The sequence below is a fragment of the Pseudoalteromonas sp. Of11M-6 genome, assembly GCF_022347905.1.
Taxonomy (GTDB): domain Bacteria; phylum Pseudomonadota; class Gammaproteobacteria; order Enterobacterales; family Alteromonadaceae; genus Pseudoalteromonas.
The window spans coordinates 16,415-36,840 of record NZ_JAKRFW010000041.1 but is presented as its reverse complement, the minus strand read 5'-3'; the positions used below and the strand labels follow the sequence as shown (position 1 = coordinate 36,840).

The following is a 20,426-nucleotide window of genomic DNA, read 5'->3' as shown; positions in this document are numbered from 1 at the left end:
ATGATTAAGGTCGATGCTACAAGATTGGGCCATAGGTTAGGGTATTACGTATTCACTTATGGCTTTTCTTTTTAACGCTATTCTGCTCTACTGAGTTGAATAATCAAAAGGTTGAAGGAGTATCTTGTGGGTATACTAATCATCTGTGCAATTCTTGCTATCTTACTACCTTATTTTGCCAAAATTCCTGTGGCAGTGGCGATGAACAAAGAAGGGGGCTATGACAACAAGCTCCCGCGTGAACAGCAAAAGAAGCTGACAGGGCTGGGGGGCAAGAGCATTAGCCGCACATCAAAACTGTTTTGAGTCATTAGCTGTTTTTGCTGTCGCCTTAGCCGTTGCGTTTGGCACCCAAACCTACACTTCTCTAGTCGAATGGCTAGCCATAGGCCATATTGTCGCTCGAGCATTATATTGTGTGCTGTATTGGGCGAATATTGACGTGCTGCGCTCCATCGTATGGGCGCTAGGACTCGGCTGTGCTATCGCCATTATTGTGGTGTGTGGTTTATAGTTGTCCTTTGCGTGACTCTACACTTAGGCTAATTTAATTAACTCTGCTGAAATCTCTTTCACTTCAGCGGAGTTAACCTCTAGCTGTGTCAATGCTAAGTTTGCGATACGCACTCGGTATAAGTCGATAACCCGATAACCACAGTGATGTGCCATTCTTCTGATCTGGCGATTGAGTCCTTGGCGTAACACTATTCTGAAGCGGTCATGTGCGATTTGTTCAACGGTACAGGGTAGGGTTATTTGGCCCTTCACTGGCACGCCGGCTGCCATTTTAAGGCAAAAACCTGGATCTAGAGGCTTGTCGACTTGCACCTCATATTCTTTCTCTTGATGATGGTCTGGGTGGATTAACTGCTGACACAGTGCCCCATCGTTGGTGAGTAGTAGTAACCCCCGGCTGTCTTTGTCTAACCGACCTATTGGATAAACACGACACGATTTAGGTAGTACATGATAGATACTAGCCGGGTCATCTGGATTCACTTTGCAGTCTATACCAACAGGTTTATGGTAAACAAAGAGCCTTCTTGCTTGCGGGGGCGCGACCAGTTCACCATCGACCATAATGGAATCGGTCAAATTGATGTGATCTATGTGATTGGCCAAGCGACCATTTACGGTCACTCTTGCGCTGTCAATTAAGCGAGACGCTTGTCGCCTAGAGCAAACACCGCAGTGGCTGAGATATTTAGCCAAACGCATCGGATAGGACATAGACATTCACATGATCAAAATGAGATAACAGCGCGTATTGTAGGGCAACAGACTGTTTGGATCCACGTATGGGGAATATCAATGGCCATTGCGTTTTCAAAGTTAAAACAACATCAGCCGCTGCAAAAGGTAATAGTGCATTCCATTGATTTAGCGCTTTATCAAGTCAGTGTGCTTATTAATAACGTGGAATATTATGTCACGGAAGAAAATGGTGAGTTTTTAAAAGCACATAACCCGCTGCAAATTCAAAAACGCCTGCTTGATATTAGCTACATGGAAATGGTGATTAGACATCAAAGTGCTTATGACGAGATGATAGGGCACCCAGTGTCAGCCAATGACAATACATTAGAAGTGCCCTTTGGTCGTAATAACCTCTTCTAAGCGTTATTTGTGGTTCGTGAGTACTTCACTCACCGCGGTTGCAAAATCGCGTTGGTGGGCGATCCCCATGTTAATCAATCTAGTGTCTTTTAGAGCACAATTTTGTGGTCTTGTGGCATCGTCACTCGGTTGGCTCAGCGGCATGAGATCTTGCGTCGGTAGCTGCAAAGCCTGCGCCATGACCTGCGCCATTTCATATTTAGTGAATGCTTGATTGCCACTGATATGAATAATTCCACCAAGGCTAGGCTGTGCGATAACATCCTTGAGGGTTAGCGCAATATCATTGACATGGGTTGGGTAGCGAATGGCCCAATGATCGTGACTTGAAGCAGGGTTGGTCAACAGCTGCTTGGCAATAACGGTTACCGCAGATTCTTCCAGCGTTTTTACCTCGCCATATAATACAGGCACTCGCACTATGGTGTGTAGTGCGCTGTCTGCCAGTATTGCACGCTCCGCAGCTTGCTTAGTTTGACCGTAGAAGTTCACAGGATTAGTGATATCTGTTTCAACATAAGGTGCTGAGGTGCCATCAAACACATAGTCGGTACTAATAAAGAAAAATCGAATATCTCTTTCGCGGCAGGCTTGGGCTAAGAACTCGGTTGCTGCAACATTAAGTGCAAGCGTTGCCGCTTGGTCTCGCTCACAATGCTCAGGCCTGCGCTCTGCGGCTGCGTGAATAAGTACTTCTGGGCTGTGACTATCTAAGAAGTCTAAAACCGAATTGTGGTCAGCCAAATCAAGTTTGTGAAGTGGCGCGGCAGCTCGGCTGAAGCCACATCCTAAAATTTCATGGGTACTACTTAGCTCTTGGCAAAGCGCGCGGCCAAGTAGACCAGTTGCGCCGGTGATCATAACTTTAGACATAGATAACAGCATCCTTTTTAAATGTGCTCGTACAGTAACAAAGGCAAATGAAAAACTACAGGTTTGTGTCGATTTCCGCTAGGTTAAATGAGGAGCAATTAAACAGAGAGTAACGATGAATAATAAAGTTCTGTTGGTCAGTATGTGGATGCTGTCTACATCAGCAAGCGCAACGCAAGTATTTATGAAAGGAAGTAACTGCCTGCTTACTGAAAAAACACAACAGATAGAATTCGTTGCGCAAAGTTCAGGCTCGATTTATGCGGTTGCTGGAAGAGAAGCAAGTAGTGAACAAGTCCGAAAAGTAGCGGGTAAACTGAGCGATGATGTAAAGATGAAGCTATTCGAAGCGCTGTCAACTAAAGCACAAGCTTATTCGTACGGCGTCATTGTTGATAGAGTGGTACTCAAAGAGCGTCTCAAAGGCACCTCAAAAGAAGTGAGTGTCTCTGGTCGGATTGTAGCTTACCCAGTCACTACCTGTGAGACTTCGGAAGCCATCACGGCTAAAAACTATAACATGATAACCGCAACATCGTTTTCTGGTAAAACTCAGCGGATTGCCTTTAACGTGGAGATAGACCCAAACCCTAATGTACATGTGCCTAAACAGACGCAAGTTGATGATATGGTAATTTCACAAAAGCAAATCTTTGGTATTAGGTTAGGCTATACCTATACTGAAGCAGAGAAAAAAGTGGGGCGCTTTACCCTTGTCTGGCCACTTAATGAACGGCAAAAGCTAGCAATCATTGGTAGAAATCATGCGTTACTATTCGAAAACAATCTGTTTGTTGGTTATCAATATGCTTTCAATTTGTTGCCTGTAAGTCTTGCTAATCTTATTAATATTTACGACATTAACCTAGCCATTCATATTCAAGATGAAACCGTTGAAATCACGAAGGTTACATTGAGTGAGAAGGTGATGATGGCTATCAAAAACACTTTTCCTAGCGTGACGTTTTATCAAGAAGGAAAATACACCAAAGAGCCAAAAACTAAACTTTCTGGCTTACAGATTGGTGAGTTTAATGTCACCAAACCAGCCGCACTTAGTTGCTATAAAGGTCAGATCGAGATAGACGAGTTTGTACAACATCACCAGCAAAGCCTAGTTCAATGGCAAAGCGTGGATGCGAAAACGGTGTTTTACACTGGTTGTAACCAGTTAATCGAATTAAATAAGCTTGGAAAGGTGACTTCGCTCAAGTTACTTGAGCCTTGGTCGCTAAGCAATGCAAATCTAATTGGGCTTGCTGATATGACAAGTGTGCTCTCACCCTGGGAGTTTTATGGAGTGCATTATTTAGACCCTGAAAATAAAGCTTCTTTGATAGGAGAGATTGAGGACTTTTACGGCACAATTGAGGTCACAGCCGAGCTGTGGGCTGGCCACTTCAAATCTTATGATGGTCAGCTTGTTTCTGCTGAATTTGAGAAGATGTAGAAGTCATCACTCCTACATCTCCAATTCGTTTAAGCCGTTTGTTCTGTCAGTGGCTTTTCAGATTGTTTTTCCCAATGCTTGGTTTTAAGACCAAGCACACCGACAAATACACCAATACCGATCGTAAATAATGCAATTTGCAGATAAAGGTTGGGCAAGTCTTCGATATTATTAGGATCAAAGCTACCAGCGAGTAGACCCGAGAAGATATTACCAATGGAGTAAGTCAGTACGAAAACCCCCATCATTTGCCCTGCAAAACGTTTGGGAGATAACTTACTTACTGCGCTTAATGCCACAGGACTTAAGCAAAGCTCACCCACGGTGTGCAAAAAGTAAGTGGTGATCAACCACATCGGTGCTACTTGTAGGCCTTGAGCTGCATATTGGGAAGCGAAAAACATCACAATAAATCCGCTCGCCATGATGATCAGACCAATCGCACATTTCACGCTATAGGTTGGCGTGATCATGCGCTTAGCCAAGTTAATCCATAGCGCAGCAAAGAAAGGAGATAACACGATAATGAAGAAAGCGTTGGCTGATTGGAACCAAGCGGTTGGAATACTAAAACTGCCGACTAATCTGTCAGTGTAATCGCGGGCAAATAGATTAAGCGATGAGCCCGCTTGTTCAAAACCAGACCAAAAACAAGTGGAAGCAACGCAAACCAAAAAGAGAGCCCACATTCGGCGCTTTTCATTTTCATCTAGGTTTCCAGCAAAGTAGATATAACCATAGTACAAGAAAAACGTAATGGTGAAAGCGAAGGCTACATACTTTGCCAGTACCACAGGGTTTATCACTAATACGCCAGTAAATGCAGCAATGGTAACTGCTGCGACAGCCGCAATTGCAAGGCCTATAGCACTCCATGCTTTTACGCTCTCTTTTCCTTTCATGGGGTTAGTTGGCTCGTTACCGACAGTGGCAATATGTTTGCCTGTTAAACGATACGTGATAAGGCCGACTGCCATACCGACAGCCGCTGCGCCAAAGGCCCAGTGCCAACCAACATTTTCCATAAAGTAGCCGCACACCATATAACCAATCACAGAGCCTAAATTGATCCCCATATAATAAATGGCGTAACCACTGTCACGACGATTATCCTCATCATTATAGAGCTGCCCAACCATGGCACTGATGTTTGGCTTTAATAAGCCCGTACCACTGGCAACAAAGATAAGGCCCACAAAAAAAGAAAACTCGCTAGGAATGGCGAGAATAATGTGGCCACACATGATGATGATCCCGCCGTACCAAACCGCGCGTTGACCACCAAGGAGGCGGTCGGCTATCCATCCGCCAGGTAACCCTAAGAAATAAACCGAACCAGTGTAGAGGCCATATATTGCGGCTGCAGATGCGACAGTAAAACCAAGGCCTTCTTGTTGTAAGGTTGCCGTCATGAAAAGCACTAACATGGCACGCATGCCATAATAACTCATTCGCTCCCACATCTCGGTGAGAAACAGTGTAAACAGACCTTTTGGATGACCAAAAAAGCCTGTGTCACTTGTTGTGTCCTGTGATGACATATTTCACTTCCATTATTATCGTTTTTTGGAAGTCAATATTAGTACGTTATTCAAGCACCGAATGCAACCACATGAAAGGAAACATTACATCATCTTTTTTAACATTTGTATGTCATCGATTTCCACATTGGCTAATCCTTTGTACTGGTATGGTGCAAAGTGATTGCGAAGCCAAACACTAGGGCAGCCAGCACGGTGTGCTCCTTGTACATCGGTATCTAAGCTATCGCCAACATGCAGAAGTTGATGTGGTGCAAGGTTAAAATGCTGGCAGGCAAGCTGGTAAAGCTCAGGGTGAGGTTTAGCGCGGCCATCAATTCCAGCGCGAAGCACTAAGTCAAAACTATCGCGAAGATTAAATTTATCTATCTCGACATTACCATTAGTGATAGCAATAATGTGATATTGACTGCGTAACTGAGCAAGCAGGCTGATGACGGCGTCGCTGACCGTGATATTACTGCGGGCATCGGCAAAGGCTTGGTAGGCACGTAGTGCGTGCTGTCTACTTGTTGCGGTATCAAAGCCCAGTACCGTGAAGCCCCATTCAAGTGCCACTTGACGCCACTTTGTCACATCTTCTGCGAGCGCACTGTTTTGTTTGAGTGCTTCGTTTCGACACTGAGACCAGAATGATCGCCCCCTCGCTTGCCACTTGGGAATAGCATCCAGGTGCGCTGTCATGGCGTTAACGGCCGCAATGATAATAGGCCTGTTGTCGTATAGTGTATCGTCTAAATCAAAACTGATGGCGGCAATGTCTGAAATGGGCTTATTGAATCTCATTGTTACTCGTCTTTTTGCTTTTTCGCTCTTGGGTGAGCGCTATCATACACTTTTGCTAAATGTTGAAAATCTAAATGGGTGTAGACCTGAGTGGCTGATAAGCTGGCATGTCCAAGCATCTCTTGTACCGCGCGCAAGTCACCGCTGGATTCTAGCATGTGGCTGGCGAACGAGTGCCTCAGTTTATGGGGGTGAATAGGTGTACTAACCCCTTGTTTCAGACCCCATTCTTTCATTCTTGCGCGGACATGGCGAGGACTGATCCGGCGCTTTAATTTGCTCACAAAAAGCGCGGGTTCTTCCAATGTTGCAAATTGCGGCCTTATTTTGAGCCAATCAGCTAGTGCGTTTAGCGCTTTACCACCGACAGGCACAACACGCTCCTTGCCGCCTTTACCAAGCACGCGTATTTCACCGTCTTTGACATCCAATAGGTTTACACCAACCAACTCGCTTAATCGCAAACCACTAGAGTACATTAATTCCATCATGGCTTTGTCACGAATAGCAAGCGCATCATCTGCCTGTATCTCAAGAAGTTGTCCCATTTGGTCCACATCAAGGTTCTTTGGGAGTGGTTTTTGAAACTTAGGCCCTCGGATCCCCTGCGCGGGATTGACGACAGCCTGTTGCGATTGTGACTTGAGCTTGAGAAATTTATATAAGCTCCGAATACAACTGAGCTTAAGGTTGATGGTTCTTGGGCTGTAATTTTGACCGCGAAGCTTCATGCTGTAGCGGCGAATTTGCTCGCCACTGACTTCTAGCCAAGAGGAGGCGTGGTCACAAAAATATTGCGCTGCTTGGAGCAGCTGAGAGTTGTATTGGGTTAGTGTATGTTCTGAGTAGTGCTTTTCGTGGCGCAAGTGTGCCATAAAGGCGGTTACTGGTTGCGTCCAATCTTCCGATAGTGGTGTTAGGCTCATGCCAGCGCTTCGAGCTTAAGCGATAATGTTTGAATAAAAGCCGTGATCAACATATTGTCATGCTGTGGCGAAAAGTGTTCTGGTGAGCGGCTGGCAAAGGCCAGAATAAAGCGATCTTTGTCTGACGCATCAACGCGGTAAAGTGCTACCGATCCTACTTCAATATCGGCAAACAAGAGTTCAGCTTGTGACTGACTGAGTCGTCCTAAGTAGCAGTTGTTACTGCTCAGTTTAGCTGACACGAGTTCCAAAAGCGTATCATCGATGTTGATGAGTTTACATGCTTGGATGTCCGGGTGGTCCTCAAAGCGCTGTGCTAACGTATGATTGATTGCACTCAACTCAGTACAACGCATGATAGCCAATTGGCATTCACTCAGCTGCTTGAAAACCAGTTCGTTGGCTTTTGCGTAATGGACCATGTCTTTGATCTGCTGCTGTAGTGAGTTGACTTCGTCGCGGAGCATCCGCTGTTGGTGCAAAGCAAGGTTTGGAAGCCCTTGCTGCTGGTGGTGTAGCTGCAAATCCAATAGCACATAAGGGTGCCTGAGCAAAAAATCAGGATGCTTGCGCAGGTACTCAATGACTAATTGTTCAGTCGAATTTGCTTCTTTTATGGTCATATTGCGATTTGCCCATCAAAAACATGCTCCGCCGGTCCGGTCATTTTCACTACTTGACCTTGACCGCCCCAACGCACTTGAAGACTGCCACCTGGTAGGTCGACCCTAACGGTTTCTTCTAACTTGCCTTGCATTATGCCTGCAACTACGGCAGCACATGCTCCTGTGCCACAAGCAAGCGTTTCGCCAGCGCCGCGCTCCCAAACACGTAGCTTAACGTATTCACGAGAAATCACTTCCATAAAGCCAATATTGGCCTTTTGTGGGAAACGTTCATGGTGTTCAAGGAGTGGTCCAAGTGTAGCTACCTCTGCGGTTTCTACACTATCGACAATAATCACGCCATGAGGATTGCCCATAGAAACCGCGCTACAAAACACCGTATGTTCGTCGGCTCTTAAAATATAGGTGTTTTCTTGTTTGTTTGCACGAAACGGAATGGCTTGTGGGTTAAAGTTTGGTTTGCCCATATTCACGGTAACTTGGCCGTCTTTTTCGGTATAAAGGGTGATATTGCCGCCCTTTGTAGAGACACAAACCTTGTGTTTGTTCGTTAAGCCCTTCATGCGGACAAAACGAGCAAAACAGCGAGCACCGTTACCACACTGCTCAACTTCGTTACCATCGGCATTGAAAATACGATAATGAAAATCTAAGTCCGGGGAATAAGGCGCTTCAACCATCAACAGCTGATCAAAGCCAATTCCAAAGTGGCGATCTGCTAACTTCTTAATTTGGTCTCGAGACAAAAACACATTTTGGGTGACATTATCTATCACCACAAAGTCGTTGCCTAAACCATGCATTTTTGAAAAGTTTATAAACATAGAGTGGTTATCTTTTGGTATAAAACCATGGCCTCACTTTACTAATACTTTGCCATGGATACCTCGACTAGGGAAGCTGCTTGGCATTAAGCCTTGTTTTGCACCCCTAGGATGTATCCAAGTCGGATTATTGTGGCAGTAGTTGCTCAAATTGCCATAGAGATTCTAACGGCTCTCTTTGGCGGATTAGGTGGTGTTGGTTGTTATCAACCATGACCTCTGCACAGCGGGGGCGTGAGTTATAATTTGAACTCATGGTAAAGCCATACGCGCCTGCACTGCGCTGTACTAATAAGTCGCCAGCCTTAATTTTAAGTACTCGGTCTTTACCTAGAAAGTCACCCGTTTCACACACTGGACCAACCACGTCGTAATTTATCGCGTCAACGTCGTCTCGCGGTGTGGCTGGTACGATATTTTGCCAAGCCTGATAAAGCGATGGTCGTAACATGTCGTTCATACCAGCATCAACAATGGCAAAATGCTTATGCTCGGTTGGCTTAATAAATTCGACTTTAGTCACCAACACACCGGCATTGGCAGCAATCGCTCGACCAGGCTCAAAAATGAGTTCTAGATCATTGAACTGCGCCAATCGCGCTTTAATCTCTGCAGCGTAAGCACTCGGATGCGGCGGTTTTTCACCGTCATAGGGCACGCCAAGACCGCCACCGATATCGAGGTGATGCAAGTAAATTCCCGCTTTTTCAAGTTGAGAGATTAGAGTCAGCACTTTATCTAACGCCGCTAAAAATGGATTAACCTCAACCAACTGAGAGCCGATATGAAAGTCGATCCCAACCACTTTTAAACCCGGAAGGGCATACGCGAGCTGGTAAACATCAAATGCGGCTTTGATATCAATACCAAATTTGTTCTCTTTTAACCCGGTTGAAATATAGGGGTGAGTTTTTGCATCGATATCTGGGTTTACACGCAATGAAATTGGCGCAATTTTATCCAGTCTGGTTGCCACTTCACTGATGCGGTGAAGCTCTGCAATTGACTCAACATTAAAGCATTTAATCCCAGTCTCAAGCGCAAACGCAATTTCATCTTCCGTTTTCGCAACACCAGAAAAAACGACTTTTTGAGGATCTCCCCCTGCTTTTAGCACTCGCGCAAGTTCACCCTTCGACACGATATCAAAACCAGAACCAAGCTGAGCCAAGACGTTCAATACGGCGATATTTGAATTCGCCTTTACTGCGTAGCACACTAAGTGGGGATGACCGGCTGCGGCATCCGTAAAAGCGTGATAATGCCGCGCTAAAGTCTTCTTCGAGTAGACATAGCAAGGAGTGCCATATTGCTCGGCGATTGTGGTTATGGCGACATCTTCAGCGAATAGTTCGCCATCTTGATAATTGAAATAATCCATTTTAACGCTCCTGTTGTTCTGCTTCAGGCTGGTTTGCTTGTGCTGCTTTCGGTTGGTTTGATTTTTTAGCCTGTTGTTCAGGCAAATAAAGCGGACCGCTTTGACCGCAACCCGATAATCCGATTAAAGTAGTAAAAACAAGTGCCGTTACGCTAAATTTATAAGGTGTCGCTTTCATTAGATAATTCGTGTCAGTGCCTTTATAATCGCAGAGTAACAGAATTGATAAAAAAAGCAGCTTTTCGCTATTGAAATTTCGTCTTCATCAAATTGCTCAAATAGCGAGTTAAGCTTAGGCACCATGCCGCAGTGCGTCAGTAAGAGGAAATCACGATGACAGAAAGTGAATATCATGAGTTAGCCGATGCGCTAATGTTGACTATTGAAGAGCAGATCGATGATTGTGACGCTGATTTAGATTACGAATCAGCATCGGGAATTCTAGAAATTATTTTCCCTGACAAGAGCAAAATTGTTATCAACAAACAAGCACCATTGCACCAAGTCTGGGTGGCGACTAAGTTTAATGGTCATCACTTTGAGTTGCGTGGCGATCAGTGGATTGATAATCGCTCCGGTGCTGAGTTTTGGCAATTTATGAGCGACGCGGCGACTAAACAAGCAAATATCGCAATAGAGTGGCAGCACGATTAATGTTGGAGTTTGTAGATTATCCTGCCAAAGGACAACATAAAGCGAGTATTATTTGGCTTCATGGTTTAGGCGATTCAGGTAACGGCTTTTTACCCATTGCATCTGAGTTAAACCTGCCTGACGAATTGGGTGCACACTTTATTTTTCCACATGCACCAGAGCAGCCGGTCACCATAAATGGTGGTATGGTGATGCGTGCATGGTATGACATTAAATCATTTGATCTGGATAAAAGAGCGGATGAGCAAGGTGTGCGAGACTCATCAGCTCAGGTTGAAGCGTTAATTCAGGCACAGTTAGATAAAGGTATTCCAGCTAACCGTATTATCCTAGCTGGATTTTCTCAAGGGGGCGTGATTGCGCTCCATCTTGCACCGCGTTTAACTGTTAAATTGGCTGGTGTCATGGCACTATCAACTTATATGTGTGTGCCTGAAAAGCTCAGTGCAGAAGCACAGCAAAGCGAGCTTACTATTTTTATGGCGCATGGCAGTGCTGATCCTGTCGTGCCGATGTTTGCAGGTGAGCACGCATTTAACACGTTACAACAGCAAGGCTATGAAGTGAGCTGGCAAGACTACCCAATGGAGCATCAGGTCTGTCTTGACGAGTTAAAAGCCATTCGCGCTTGGTTAATTACGAGACTGAGCGATTAATATTAAGTGGTATAAGGTACTGGTGACAGATACAGGAGCAAAGCAATGTCACAAAAGATTGTCATAAAAACGTCGGTGAGTAAGCAACCCTCAGAGCCCTCAGCGGTGACCTATCAATGGCACTGGAAACGCATTTTTATGGCAACGGCAGCATTTGCTGGCATTGCGACCGCGGGGGTTTATGGTGTCGTGAATAACGTCAATGCAGATGAAGATGATACCCAAGTGGCAATATCAATGCATGCCACCATTGCAGAAACTGATACATCGCTGAATGACTCTCCTGCATCAGTAGACTCTAACGAAGAGCGTGAGGGCGAGCAGCCAAGTGCGGATACCTCACCCGATAGCGTTTTAACGACGCCCGAACTCACCCCTGCTGGTGCCGCGACGACCTCAATAGAGGTTGCTCAAGTCATTGCGTTAGACCAAGTGCAACAACAAACTTCTGAAGAAACAGAAACAGAAACAGAAACAGAAACAGAAACAGAAACAGAAACAGAAACAGAAACAGAAACAGAAACAGAAACAGAAACAGAAACAAGGGCTGAAGCTAAAAATCAATTTGATGCTGAAGCGCGCATCGCCAGTGTCGCGCTAGGGGCAAAAATCGACACGCAATTTATCAGCCGCGCTGTACTCACTACCATGATTGACGACCGCGAACCAACGAACGTGTTGAAAGACGTAATTGCGACCACTCAGTTTAGTGACAAGCTGTACTTTTTCACTGAAGTGCACGCGCTTAAAGATCAAGTGGTGTCGCACCTGTGGTTTCATCAAGACGAGCTGATGGCAGAAGTGGAGCTGCCGATCCAAGCCGCGCGCTACCGTACTTATTCAAGTAAGAACGTCATGCCGAGTCAAACCGGAGATTGGCGTGTTGAGGTGGTGACGCAGTCTGGACAACTGCTTGCCCAAAAGACGTTCCGCATTGTGGATAATAGTCAGCAATAATCTTACTCGCAGTATTGTGTATGGCAGCATGTGACTGACTGCCATCACCACATAGTTAACTCTTTGCAGCGGCAATAACGCTGCAATAAATGAAAGGCAAATCATGACAGAACAAGTTTCCATATTACGTATTGCAACGCGCAAAAGTGCTTTGGCGCTATGGCAAGCCGAATTTGTTAAGGCAGAGCTTGAAAAACACCATGCGAATCTAAAAGTAGAGCTCGTACCGATGTCGACGAAAGGCGACAAGATCTTAGATACGCCACTGGCAAAAATTGGCGGGAAAGGGTTGTTCGTCAAAGAGCTTGAGCAGGCCATGTTAGAAGGGCGCGCAGATATTGCAGTGCATTCAATGAAAGATGTACCTGTTGATTTCCCTGAAGGGCTCGAGCTGCATACTATTTGCGAACGCGAAGACCCAAGAGACGCGTTTGTGTCTAATACTTATACCTCACTTGCAGAGTTGCCTGAGGGCGCTGTGGTTGGCACATCAAGCCTGCGTCGCCAATGTCAAATTCGAGCAGCGCGTCCGGACTTAGTCATTAAGGATTTACGTGGTAATGTGAATACTCGCCTAGCCAAGCTAGATGCGGGTGAGTTTGATGCCATTATTTTGGCCGCGGCGGGACTTATCCGTTTAGAAATGGTGGATAGAATCGCAAGTTATATTGAACCTGAAGATTCATTACCGGCCAATGGCCAAGGCGCTGTCGGTATCGAATGTCGTAGCGATGATGCTCAAACCAAAGCATTCCTCGCACCGTTGGAGCACACTGATACACGTATTCGTGTACTTGCCGAGCGTGCAATGAACCGCCGTTTGGAAGGGGGATGTCAGGTTCCAATCGGTGCTTATGCAGAAGTCTCGGGCGATCAGGTACACTTGCGTGGCTTAGTGGGTGCTGTCGATGGCAGCGAAATTTTGCGCGGCGAATGCTCTGGTACGGTTGCAGAGGCTGAGCAACTTGGAATTCAATTGGCAGAATCCTTACTTGCGCAAGGTGCAGATAAAATTCTTGCTGAGGTTTATAGGGACGCTTAAATGAAAGTTGTGCTAACTCGACCCGTTGGCAAATCAGAACCTTTATCTGAGTTACTGACACAGCAGCAAATTAGCTCAGTGATTTGCCCAGTATTGCAGCTTAACGAAGTGGCGGTGAGTGACACTGCCAAAGCAATGATAAGCGAAGCCGAGTTAGCTGTTTTTGTCTCGCCAGATGCGGTGCGATACTTTCACCAATTAGAAGTTCCATTAGCCGGACATTGCGCAACTTTTGCTGTTGGCGAAGGTACGGCCGATGCTATCCAGCAGACCCTAAATATCAAGGCTAAATACCCTAAACAACCTGATTCCGAAGGCTTGCTTGCACTCCCGCAGCTGTCCTCTGTTGAGGGCAAGCGTGTATTGTTGGTCAAAGGGAAAGGCGGGCGTCCCGTTATTGCGCAAACTTTAAAAGCGCGGGGAGCCATCCTTGACAGTCTGGTGGTTTATGAACGCGTTGCCGTAAAAGACAATGCAGATAGCTGGTTAGACCACTGGCGAAGCCAGCAGATTGAAGGTATAGTCATTACCAGTAATAGTGCAGCGGATGCGATTTTTAATACGCAGTCGTCAGCAAGTAAAGATTGGTTGGCTCAGCGCACTTTCTTTGTTGTGAGCCAACGTATTGCTGAGCATGTACAGCAATCCTATAACATCGAACAGTCTCAAATTGTGGTATGTCATGGCCCTGATAATCGTGCCATCGCAGGGAGTATCATCGACTATACCAAGCAGCAAGGGCGCAAAATGACTCAGTCTGAATCGCAAACAAAGAATACAAATACCCAGCAAGCTGCAAAAGCAGCAGAGCAAACCGTAACGCCACATCACGCTAAGGCTGGTGTGAGTAAGGTTGCGCTCCTTGCATTATTAGTGGCACTGGGTAGTGGCGCTGGTGCTGGCTATGTTTATTTGCAACAGCAACAACAGTTGCAACAAGCGTTGTTAGCTAACCAAGCGATTAACGCTGAAAATCAGCTACTAAACACACAGCTGAGTGGCGCTAAATCGCAACTTCAGCGAGTAGAAAATGTGCTGGATTCGCTACAAGACAATGTCGCAAAGCGATTGGCTGAGCAGCAGCAACATGTGGAAACCCAGCTAACGCAGACGCTTGCCAAGGCGCAGCAGCAAGTAAGCGGTGCCGTGGCCTCTGAGGCATTGTATTTACAGCGCCTTGCTGCATTTAAGGTCGCGGCAGAGCAAGATTATCTTGGCGCAATCGCTATTCTGCAGCGCTTGCAAGAGAGCTTAGAGTCTGAGTCCAACACGGCTGCTGTTAAGCAGGCGATTGCTACAGATATTGCGGCTTTGAAGGCCTTACCTAAGCCACAAACGGAGTCACTTTACTTTGAGCTTCATGGTTTATTGTCTCAAGTTGATACGCTAACGATCAAAACCAAGCAGATTCCGCAAAAGGCAGCGAGTGAAGATGCTGCGCTATCGCAACAGGTTGATGATTGGCAAGCGAACTTAAAGCGCTCTTGGCGGGGGTTGGTTGATGCCTTTATTACCATACGCCACCATGATGAAGTGGTGATAGACCCACTCTTAGATAAAAACGAGCAGCTGCTTATACGCACGCAGCTGCGTGCTTATTTAACCCAAGCACAAACCGCATTAATAGATCAACAGGCGAGCATTTACTTCAGTGCGCTTGATAGTGCAGCCGACACATTGGCGCGTTATTTTGATACGCAACACGCGCCTGTGAGCGCGATGCAGCAGGCTTTAAACAAGCTGAGCCGCAGTGAAGTTCAGCGCCAAGAGTCGATTGAGCTTGCCACCCCAGCAGCAGTAAAAGGGTGGCTAAAATGATGGCAAAAATCATCACCTTCGCGCTTATCTTTATCGCGCTAGCCGCCAGTCATTTGCTCATTGATGAGAAAGGCTATGTGTTGATCTCTTTCAATCAAACCACGATTGAAGGCAGCATAGTGTCTTTCACTATCTTGTTGTTGCTTGTCATCACCGCTTTAGTGTTGTTGGGTAAGGTAGTGCGTTGGTCGTGGCATCGCCTAGTCAATACGAAAGGTCATTTTTCCAGAAAGCGCAAACTAAAAGCGCAACAAGCATGGAACGAAAGTTTGTGGCTATTTATTAACGGCGAAGTGGAACAAGCCGCAACTTTGTTGACGAAAACGCCGCAGCCGGATGAACGCCAAGACTATGTGCGTGCCATCGCAGCCAAAGCGGCGTTAAAACAAGGAGATGTTGTCAAAGCGAATACGGAGCTAGAAGCAATATCAGATGACAACCAAGGGCAGCTCGCGGCACTATGGCTAGAGGCAAATAATAGTGAACAGGCGTTGGCTTTACTTGATGATAAAATGTCTGCGGCTAAACCAACTTCTGCGGTGCTTAGCGGTTACATTTTAGCTTGCCTACAGGCTAAGCAACCCGAGCTGGCCGCTGCACAAATCGCGAAGTGGCACAAAAAGCTCAATTGGAGTGATACGCAGTGGCAGAGTGTGTTCGAGCGCATGTTTGTGATAGCCCCAGAGCAAGCAGACACTTTGTTTAATATGCTACCTAAGGCAGTAAAAGCGCATGCAATACCTGCTCTTAATAAGGTGAAGCTGCAACAGGGGCGCATAGCGGAAGTGTTGGGCGAGCTCAAGAAGCTGCTTAAACAAGGTCAATATCACCAGTTGGCGGACTATCTGCAACACAGCACGCAAAGTAGTAATGAACTCAAATTAGCACTGCAGCAGCAATTGAAAAAACATCCAGATGACAAGGAGTTGCTGTTCTCATTGGCTTGCCTTTGCAATGCTGAGGGGGATTATGAACTTGCTGCGAAGATCTTTGATTCTTTAAGCGCAAACCCTTGGGAAGCGCGCTGGAGTAAGCAAGCTCAGCTCGCCTACGAAAAAATGCATACCTACGAGAAAGCGTATTTAATCGCAAAATCGTAACGAAAAGCCTGCGCAGCAATGTGCAGGCTTTTTTGTACTAAAGTTAGCTATACTCAATTCTGACATATGTCCTTGCTATCTCAGTTTAGGTGCGTATGATCCCAGAAATTTTAACTGCAAATCGAGTCTCTTATGATCAATAACACACTCCCACTATTAGATTTACATCGCCACTTAGATGGTAACGTTCGTGCTACAACGATTTTAGAACTTGGCCAGCAGTTTAATATGGATTTACCAGCAACGGATCTCGAAGGTCTACGCCCGCATGTTCAAGTGTTGGACAATGCACCTAATCTAATGGCGTTTCTTGAAAAACTAGATTGGGGCGTAAAGGTACTAGGTGACTACGATGCTTGTCGCCGTATTGCGATTGAAAATGTTGCCGACGCAGTTGCACAAGGTATTGATTACACTGAGCTAAGGTTTAGCCCTTACTACATGGCAAAAACCCATAATCTACACCCGCAGGGCGTTGTTGAAGCCGTAGTCGACGGTGTACAAAGTGCAGTTAAAGGCCAAGACATTAAGGTTAACCTGATCGGGATTATGTCACGCACATTTGGTGTTGAGAAATGCCAATATGAGCTAGACGCGCTACTTGCCTTTAAAGAGCAGTTGGTTGCGATTGACCTCGCGGGTGACGAGCTGGGCTTCCCGGGCGAGCTGTTTATTGAACATTATAAGCAGGTTCGCGATGCTTACCTTGGTGTGACGGTACATGCTGGCGAAGCTGAGGGCGCGGTAAGTATCTGGCAAGCCATTAAAGAACTTGGTGCAACACGTATCGGTCACGGAGTTAAAGCAATCCATGACCCAGCTCTGATGGACTATTTACGTGATAATCGTATCGGGATCGAGTCTTGCCTAACCAGTAATATCCAAACAAGTACTGTCGAAAGTTTAACCACGCATCCATTGAAAGCATTTTTAGATCATGGTGTATTGGCAACCATCAATACCGATGACCCTGCGGTTCAAGGTATCGAGTTGGACAACGAGTATAGCCATGCAGCTGCGGCGGCAGGTTTAGATTTGAGTGATATCCATAAAGCGCAGCGCAATGCGGTTGAGATTGCCTTTTTAAGCGAAGCTGATAAAAAAGCGTTGCTTGCAAAGAAAGCGTAGGCTGAAATTGCTGTGTGGGATCACCCCGCACAGCTAAGATAACTCTCTTTTAGCGCCGCAACGACTTGGCTGCGTGTCACAATTCCAATCACTTTGCCTTCATTGAGTACGGGATAAACCTTAGGACTGTTTTGCTGCATACGTTGTGCAAGGTCGACAACGGTTGTTGCAGCTTCGATACTGAGGGCTGGCGTTGCCAGTAAATCTCTCAGCTGTACTTTACCATCACAAAAGTAGCTGGAATTAAGCAAAGGCTTGAGTAGCTGTTGCTCTGAAATAAATCCAACAAGATGACGCTGTTCATCTACCACTGGCGCACCAATTAAATGATGCTTTTGCAGTAAACTAATCGCGTCGGTTAGTTCGGTCTCGGCGGTTAACAGTGGGAAATCAGGTGACATGATGTCACGAACATAGAGTTTACTCATCATATTTCTCGCGGTGTTTGTGTGTAATATGAGAGTAGCGGGTGAGAGTGTTTTGGTAAAATGGATTGTTTTGATTGGTTTATTCTGTTTTTTCAATGTGTGACTAAACACCTGCCACACATTGGATAAATTGCTATTAAATAACTTGGCTTAAGTTACTTAACCTACGCACCAATAGCTGGCTATTGGAAGTGAATTCAACGCAGTTAGCGCTAAAACTGGCTGCTAGAAAGGCATTAATTATCCGCAGCTCAGGTTACTTAATAAACGCAAAAGCGTCGGCGTACATAAAGTCGCGCTCAGCACCATGATTGATAAAGTCATCACGCACGATACCTATCATGTCAAAGCGGCCAGCCATATAAATACTGTACGGTTCTAAAGAAACGATATCTTTCATCACAGCCTGATGAACGAAGCCGCGATGGCCTTGCCATGCTTCACTGGCATTTTCTACCACAGGAATAAACTGAAAGTGTTTATTTGAGGCGGCCCAAGCTTCCATCTCCGCTTTTGCATATAGCGCAGATTCTTCTTTTACACCCCAATAAAATAAAACAGGTTGGTCGTAACCTGTTTCAGCCAAGTGATCGGCCATAGATTTGACATAAGAAAACCCAGTGCCGCCGGCAAGTAGAACTAGTGGACGCGCTTGATCAACACGGATCTGAGATACGCCAAGGCCAACTTCTAATGTAACGGTTTGCTTTGTATCAAAAGCGTTACGTAGGTGATCTAGTGATTGCATGGCATAAGAGTCTGCGCCAGAAGCACCGATATGTAACTCTAACTGCTCTGTTTTTGAAGGGCTGCTGGCAATCGAGAAAGCACGTTTGTCTTTTTCACCAAGTACCAATTGCAGATACTGGCCGGCTTCGAATTGCACCGCTTCTTCAGGTTTTAATATAACTTTGTGAACAAATTCCGTAAGAGGTGTAATTGAGACAACCTCTGCTGCTAATACTTGCATGTGTTACCTTTATTAAGCACGTGGCTAAAGTCTGTGCACTCTAGCATAGCTGAGTGCACAATGTTAGATGATATATGTCATTTGATGGTGATCCCTAGGGTATCCCAAATTTCGTCAACGCGTTGTTTAACCTTGGGATCCATAACGATAGGCTCGCCCCATTCACGGTCGGTCTCACCCGGCCACTTGTTGGTTGCGTCCATACCTATTTTAGAACCAAGCCCGGACACAGGGGAAGCAAAATCGAGATAATCAATAGGCGTGCTTTCAACTAAGGTGGTGTCTCTTGCGGGATCCATACGTGTTGTTATCGCCCAAATCACATCATTCCAGTCGCGAGCATTTACATCATCATCACAAACAATGACAAACTTGGTGTACATAAATTGTCTAAGGAAAGACCATACGCCCATCATCACGCGTTTAGCATGACCCGGATACTGCTTTTTCATGGTGACGACCGCCATGCGGTATGAGCAGCCTTCTGGTGGAAGGTAAAAATCGACGATTTCCGGAAATTGCTTTTGTAAAATCGGCACGAATACTTCGTTGAGGGCAACACCAAGAATAGCTGGCTCATCAGGCGGGCGGCCCGTATAAGTGCTGTGATAAATAGGATCTTTGCGATGTGTCATATGAGTGACAGTCATTACAGGGAAGTCGTCAACTTCATTGTAGTAGCCGGTGTGATCGCCATATGGGCCTTCTGGCGCGAGCTCGCCCGGTTGAATATATCCTTCTAAGACGATTTCGGCACTCGCTGGTACTTGCAGTTCGTTTGAAATTGATTTAACGACCTGCGTCTTACTACCACGCAGTAGACCTGCAAATGCGTATTCGCTCAAAGTATCGGGAACCGGAGTTACCGCACCTAAAATCGTCGCGGGATCAGCGCCAAGTGCAACAGATACCGGATACGGTTCGCCGGGGTGCTCTTTGCACCACTCCTGAAAATCAAGCGCACCGCCACGATGTGATAGCCAGCGCATAATAATTTTGTTTTTACCCAATAGCTGTTGACGATAAATCCCTAGGTTCTGACGCTTTTTATAAGGACCTTTGGTTACCGTTAACCCCCATGTAATTAAAGGTGCGGCATCACCAGGCCAGCAATGTTGAATAGGTAGTTTAGTGAGATCAACCTCATTATCGCTCAGTACAACTTCCTGACATGGGGCTTTTTTCACTTCTTTGGCTGGCATATTCAACACTTGTTTGAATACCGGTAGCTGGCCAATGGCTTCTTTAATTCCCTTTGGTGGATCGGGTTCTTTTAAAAAAGCGAGTAACTTGCCGACTTCTCTTAGTTCACTGACATCGCTTTGTCCCATCCCCATTGCGACGCGTTTTGGTGTGCCAAATAGGTTAGCCAGTACCGGAATGTCATAACCAACAGGGTTTTCAAATAGGATAGCGGGTCCACCTGCTCGCAGCGTTCGGTCTGCAATTTCAGTCATTTCTAGTTTGGTGGAAATGGGCTGCTTGACGCGAACAAGTTCTCCTTGTTTTTCAAGCTGGGCTATAAAATCTCGTAAGTCTTGGTATTTCATCGGCGCACTGTGAGTTGAGTTTGGCCTAGTATATCAACTAGGCATATTTTTCCTAGCTGTACGGATGGGATGGTGAAAAGGTTTAGTGACTCACTTTTG

At 45.9% G+C, this 20,426-nt stretch carries 21 protein-coding genes and 1 pseudogene; 10 read left to right on the top strand and 12 right to left on the bottom strand.

The features are described from left to right. Positions 1–126: 126 nt before the first annotated feature. Positions 127–514 (top strand): annotated as a pseudogene (locus MHN32_RS17655) (MAPEG family protein). Positions 515–537: 23 nt separating this feature from the next. Here MHN32_RS17655 and MHN32_RS17650 read toward each other — a convergent pair. Then, complete coding sequence (locus MHN32_RS17650) at positions 538–1,230, bottom strand: pseudouridine synthase (protein ID WP_174171021.1); 693 nt, start codon at positions 1,228–1,230, stop codon at positions 538–540. An 81-nt stretch (positions 1,231–1,311) separates the two neighbouring features. On the opposite strand from MHN32_RS17650, the gene MHN32_RS17645 reads away from it, so the two are divergent. Next, positions 1,312–1,617 (top strand): DUF6482 family protein, encoded by a 306-nt coding sequence (locus MHN32_RS17645; protein ID WP_010604220.1) that lies wholly within the window; start codon positions 1,312–1,314, stop codon positions 1,615–1,617. A gap of 3 nt (positions 1,618–1,620) precedes the next feature. Here the strand turns inward: MHN32_RS17645 and MHN32_RS17640 are convergent, their stop codons facing one another. Continuing rightward, positions 1,621–2,490: an SDR family oxidoreductase gene (locus MHN32_RS17640; protein ID WP_239422420.1), complete on the bottom strand. Its 870-nt coding sequence runs from the start codon at positions 2,488–2,490 to the stop codon at positions 1,621–1,623. Positions 2,491–2,605: 115 nt separating this feature from the next. Here MHN32_RS17640 and MHN32_RS17635 point away from each other — a divergent pair, with 115 nt between their 5' ends. Further along, positions 2,606–3,940: a hypothetical protein gene (locus tag MHN32_RS17635; protein WP_239422419.1), complete on the top strand. Its 1,335-nt coding sequence runs from the start codon at positions 2,606–2,608 to the stop codon at positions 3,938–3,940. A 29-nt stretch (positions 3,941–3,969) separates the two neighbouring features. On the opposite strand, the gene MHN32_RS17630 is transcribed toward MHN32_RS17635, so the two are convergent. The 7 genes from MHN32_RS17630 to MHN32_RS17600 form a co-directional block, all read right to left on the bottom strand. Continuing rightward, entirely contained in the window at positions 3,970–5,481 is a 1,512-nt protein-coding gene (locus MHN32_RS17630; RefSeq protein ID WP_174170999.1) for a peptide MFS transporter, read from the bottom strand. Between the two features lie 84 nt (positions 5,482–5,565). After that, a complete protein-coding gene (locus MHN32_RS17625; protein WP_239422418.1) occupies positions 5,566–6,267 on the bottom strand; it encodes an HAD-IA family hydrolase in 702 nt (233 codons plus the stop codon). Between the two features lie 2 nt (positions 6,268–6,269). After that, complete coding sequence (locus tag MHN32_RS17620; RefSeq protein WP_239422417.1) at positions 6,270–7,193, bottom strand: tyrosine recombinase XerC; 924 nt, start codon at positions 7,191–7,193, stop codon at positions 6,270–6,272. Continuing rightward, positions 7,190–7,816 (bottom strand): DUF484 family protein, encoded by a 627-nt coding sequence (locus tag MHN32_RS17615; RefSeq protein WP_239422416.1) that lies wholly within the window; start codon positions 7,814–7,816, stop codon positions 7,190–7,192. The genes MHN32_RS17620 and MHN32_RS17615 overlap by 4 nt, the downstream gene beginning before the upstream one ends. Further along, the gene (gene dapF, locus MHN32_RS17610) at positions 7,813–8,643 is read right to left on the bottom strand and encodes a diaminopimelate epimerase (protein WP_174170997.1); all 831 of its coding nucleotides are present in this window, start codon (positions 8,641–8,643) and stop codon (positions 7,813–7,815) included. Before dapF ends, MHN32_RS17615 begins: the two co-directional genes overlap by 4 nt. 127 nt (positions 8,644–8,770) lie before the next feature. Further along, a complete protein-coding gene (gene lysA, locus MHN32_RS17605; RefSeq protein ID WP_239422415.1) occupies positions 8,771–10,024 on the bottom strand; it encodes a diaminopimelate decarboxylase in 1,254 nt (417 codons plus the stop codon). Between the two features lies 1 nt (position 10,025). Continuing rightward, positions 10,026–10,202 (bottom strand): lipoprotein, encoded by a 177-nt coding sequence (locus MHN32_RS17600; RefSeq protein ID WP_010604229.1) that lies wholly within the window; start codon positions 10,200–10,202, stop codon positions 10,026–10,028. Positions 10,203–10,357: 155 nt separating this feature from the next. Here MHN32_RS17600 and cyaY point away from each other — a divergent pair, with 155 nt between their 5' ends. The 7 genes from cyaY (at position 10,358) to add (ending at position 17,379) form a co-directional block, all read left to right on the top strand. Then, positions 10,358–10,678 (top strand): iron donor protein CyaY, encoded by a 321-nt coding sequence (gene cyaY, locus MHN32_RS17595; RefSeq protein WP_010378141.1) that lies wholly within the window; start codon positions 10,358–10,360, stop codon positions 10,676–10,678. Then, complete coding sequence (locus MHN32_RS17590) at positions 10,678–11,334, top strand: alpha/beta fold hydrolase (RefSeq protein ID WP_239422438.1); 657 nt, start codon at positions 10,678–10,680, stop codon at positions 11,332–11,334. Before cyaY ends, MHN32_RS17590 begins: the two co-directional genes overlap by 1 nt. A 45-nt stretch (positions 11,335–11,379) precedes the next feature. Next, a complete protein-coding gene (locus tag MHN32_RS17585) occupies positions 11,380–12,291 on the top strand; it encodes a DUF2914 domain-containing protein (RefSeq protein ID WP_239422414.1) in 912 nt (303 codons plus the stop codon). A gap of 103 nt (positions 12,292–12,394) precedes the next feature. Beyond that, positions 12,395–13,333 carry a hydroxymethylbilane synthase gene (gene hemC / locus MHN32_RS17580; protein ID WP_017219407.1) on the top strand — a complete coding sequence of 313 codons (939 nt, stop codon included), beginning with the start codon at positions 12,395–12,397 and terminating at the stop codon, positions 13,331–13,333. Beyond that, positions 13,334–15,151, top strand: coding sequence for a uroporphyrinogen-III C-methyltransferase (locus MHN32_RS17575; RefSeq protein ID WP_239422413.1), 1,818 nt, complete (start codon positions 13,334–13,336; stop codon positions 15,149–15,151). It abuts the gene before it with no gap. Beyond that, positions 15,148–16,251 carry a heme biosynthesis HemY N-terminal domain-containing protein gene (locus MHN32_RS17570; RefSeq protein WP_039491018.1) on the top strand — a complete coding sequence of 368 codons (1,104 nt, stop codon included), beginning with the start codon at positions 15,148–15,150 and terminating at the stop codon, positions 16,249–16,251. The genes MHN32_RS17575 and MHN32_RS17570 overlap by 4 nt, the downstream gene beginning before the upstream one ends. A gap of 132 nt (positions 16,252–16,383) precedes the next feature. After that, positions 16,384–17,379, top strand: a complete 996-nt coding sequence (gene add, locus MHN32_RS17565; RefSeq protein WP_039491021.1) for an adenosine deaminase — start codon at positions 16,384–16,386, stop codon at positions 17,377–17,379. A gap of 20 nt (positions 17,380–17,399) precedes the next feature. On the opposite strand, the gene MHN32_RS17560 is transcribed toward add, so the two are convergent. The 3 genes from MHN32_RS17560 to ubiD form a co-directional block, all read right to left on the bottom strand. After that, the gene (locus tag MHN32_RS17560) at positions 17,400–17,807 is read right to left on the bottom strand and encodes a CBS domain-containing protein (protein ID WP_239422437.1); all 408 of its coding nucleotides are present in this window, start codon (positions 17,805–17,807) and stop codon (positions 17,400–17,402) included. Positions 17,808–18,063: 256 nt separating this feature from the next. Further along, entirely contained in the window at positions 18,064–18,777 is a 714-nt protein-coding gene (fre, locus tag MHN32_RS17555; protein WP_095727054.1) for an NAD(P)H-flavin reductase, read from the bottom strand. A gap of 77 nt (positions 18,778–18,854) precedes the next feature. Then, positions 18,855–20,327, bottom strand: a complete 1,473-nt coding sequence (ubiD, locus tag MHN32_RS17550; protein ID WP_239422412.1) for a 4-hydroxy-3-polyprenylbenzoate decarboxylase — start codon at positions 20,325–20,327, stop codon at positions 18,855–18,857. Between the last annotated feature and the right edge of the window lie 99 nt (positions 20,328–20,426).

Coding starts and splice junctions, on each gene's coding strand:
- MHN32_RS17615 (WP_239422416.1), bottom strand. CDS start 7,816: ATGACCATAAAAGAAGCAAATTCGACTGAACAATTAGTCATTGAGTAC.
- MHN32_RS17650 (WP_174171021.1), bottom strand. CDS start 1,230: ATGTCCTATCCGATGCGTTTGGCTAAATATCTCAGCCACTGCGGTGTT.
- MHN32_RS17590 (WP_239422438.1), top strand. CDS start 10,678: ATGTTGGAGTTTGTAGATTATCCTGCCAAAGGACAACATAAAGCGAGT.
- hemC (WP_017219407.1), top strand. CDS start 12,395: ATGACAGAACAAGTTTCCATATTACGTATTGCAACGCGCAAAAGTGCT.
- cyaY (WP_010378141.1), top strand. CDS start 10,358: ATGACAGAAAGTGAATATCATGAGTTAGCCGATGCGCTAATGTTGACT.
- MHN32_RS17630 (WP_174170999.1), bottom strand. CDS start 5,481: ATGTCATCACAGGACACAACAAGTGACACAGGCTTTTTTGGTCATCCA.
- MHN32_RS17625 (WP_239422418.1), bottom strand. CDS start 6,267: ATGAGATTCAATAAGCCCATTTCAGACATTGCCGCCATCAGTTTTGAT.
- MHN32_RS17640 (WP_239422420.1), bottom strand. CDS start 2,490: ATGTCTAAAGTTATGATCACCGGCGCAACTGGTCTACTTGGCCGCGCG.
- lysA (WP_239422415.1), bottom strand. CDS start 10,024: ATGGATTATTTCAATTATCAAGATGGCGAACTATTCGCTGAAGATGTC.
- MHN32_RS17645 (WP_010604220.1), top strand. CDS start 1,312: ATGGCCATTGCGTTTTCAAAGTTAAAACAACATCAGCCGCTGCAAAAG.
- MHN32_RS17600 (WP_010604229.1), bottom strand. CDS start 10,202: ATGAAAGCGACACCTTATAAATTTAGCGTAACGGCACTTGTTTTTACT.
- MHN32_RS17575 (WP_239422413.1), top strand. CDS start 13,334: ATGAAAGTTGTGCTAACTCGACCCGTTGGCAAATCAGAACCTTTATCT.
- ubiD (WP_239422412.1), bottom strand. CDS start 20,327: ATGAAATACCAAGACTTACGAGATTTTATAGCCCAGCTTGAAAAACAA.
- MHN32_RS17620 (WP_239422417.1), bottom strand. CDS start 7,193: ATGAGCCTAACACCACTATCGGAAGATTGGACGCAACCAGTAACCGCC.
- fre (WP_095727054.1), bottom strand. CDS start 18,777: ATGCAAGTATTAGCAGCAGAGGTTGTCTCAATTACACCTCTTACGGAA.
- MHN32_RS17635 (WP_239422419.1), top strand. CDS start 2,606: ATGAATAATAAAGTTCTGTTGGTCAGTATGTGGATGCTGTCTACATCA.
- MHN32_RS17560 (WP_239422437.1), bottom strand. CDS start 17,807: ATGAGTAAACTCTATGTTCGTGACATCATGTCACCTGATTTCCCACTG.
- dapF (WP_174170997.1), bottom strand. CDS start 8,643: ATGTTTATAAACTTTTCAAAAATGCATGGTTTAGGCAACGACTTTGTG.
- add (WP_039491021.1), top strand. CDS start 16,384: ATGATCAATAACACACTCCCACTATTAGATTTACATCGCCACTTAGAT.
- MHN32_RS17585 (WP_239422414.1), top strand. CDS start 11,380: ATGTCACAAAAGATTGTCATAAAAACGTCGGTGAGTAAGCAACCCTCA.
- MHN32_RS17570 (WP_039491018.1), top strand. CDS start 15,148: ATGATGGCAAAAATCATCACCTTCGCGCTTATCTTTATCGCGCTAGCC.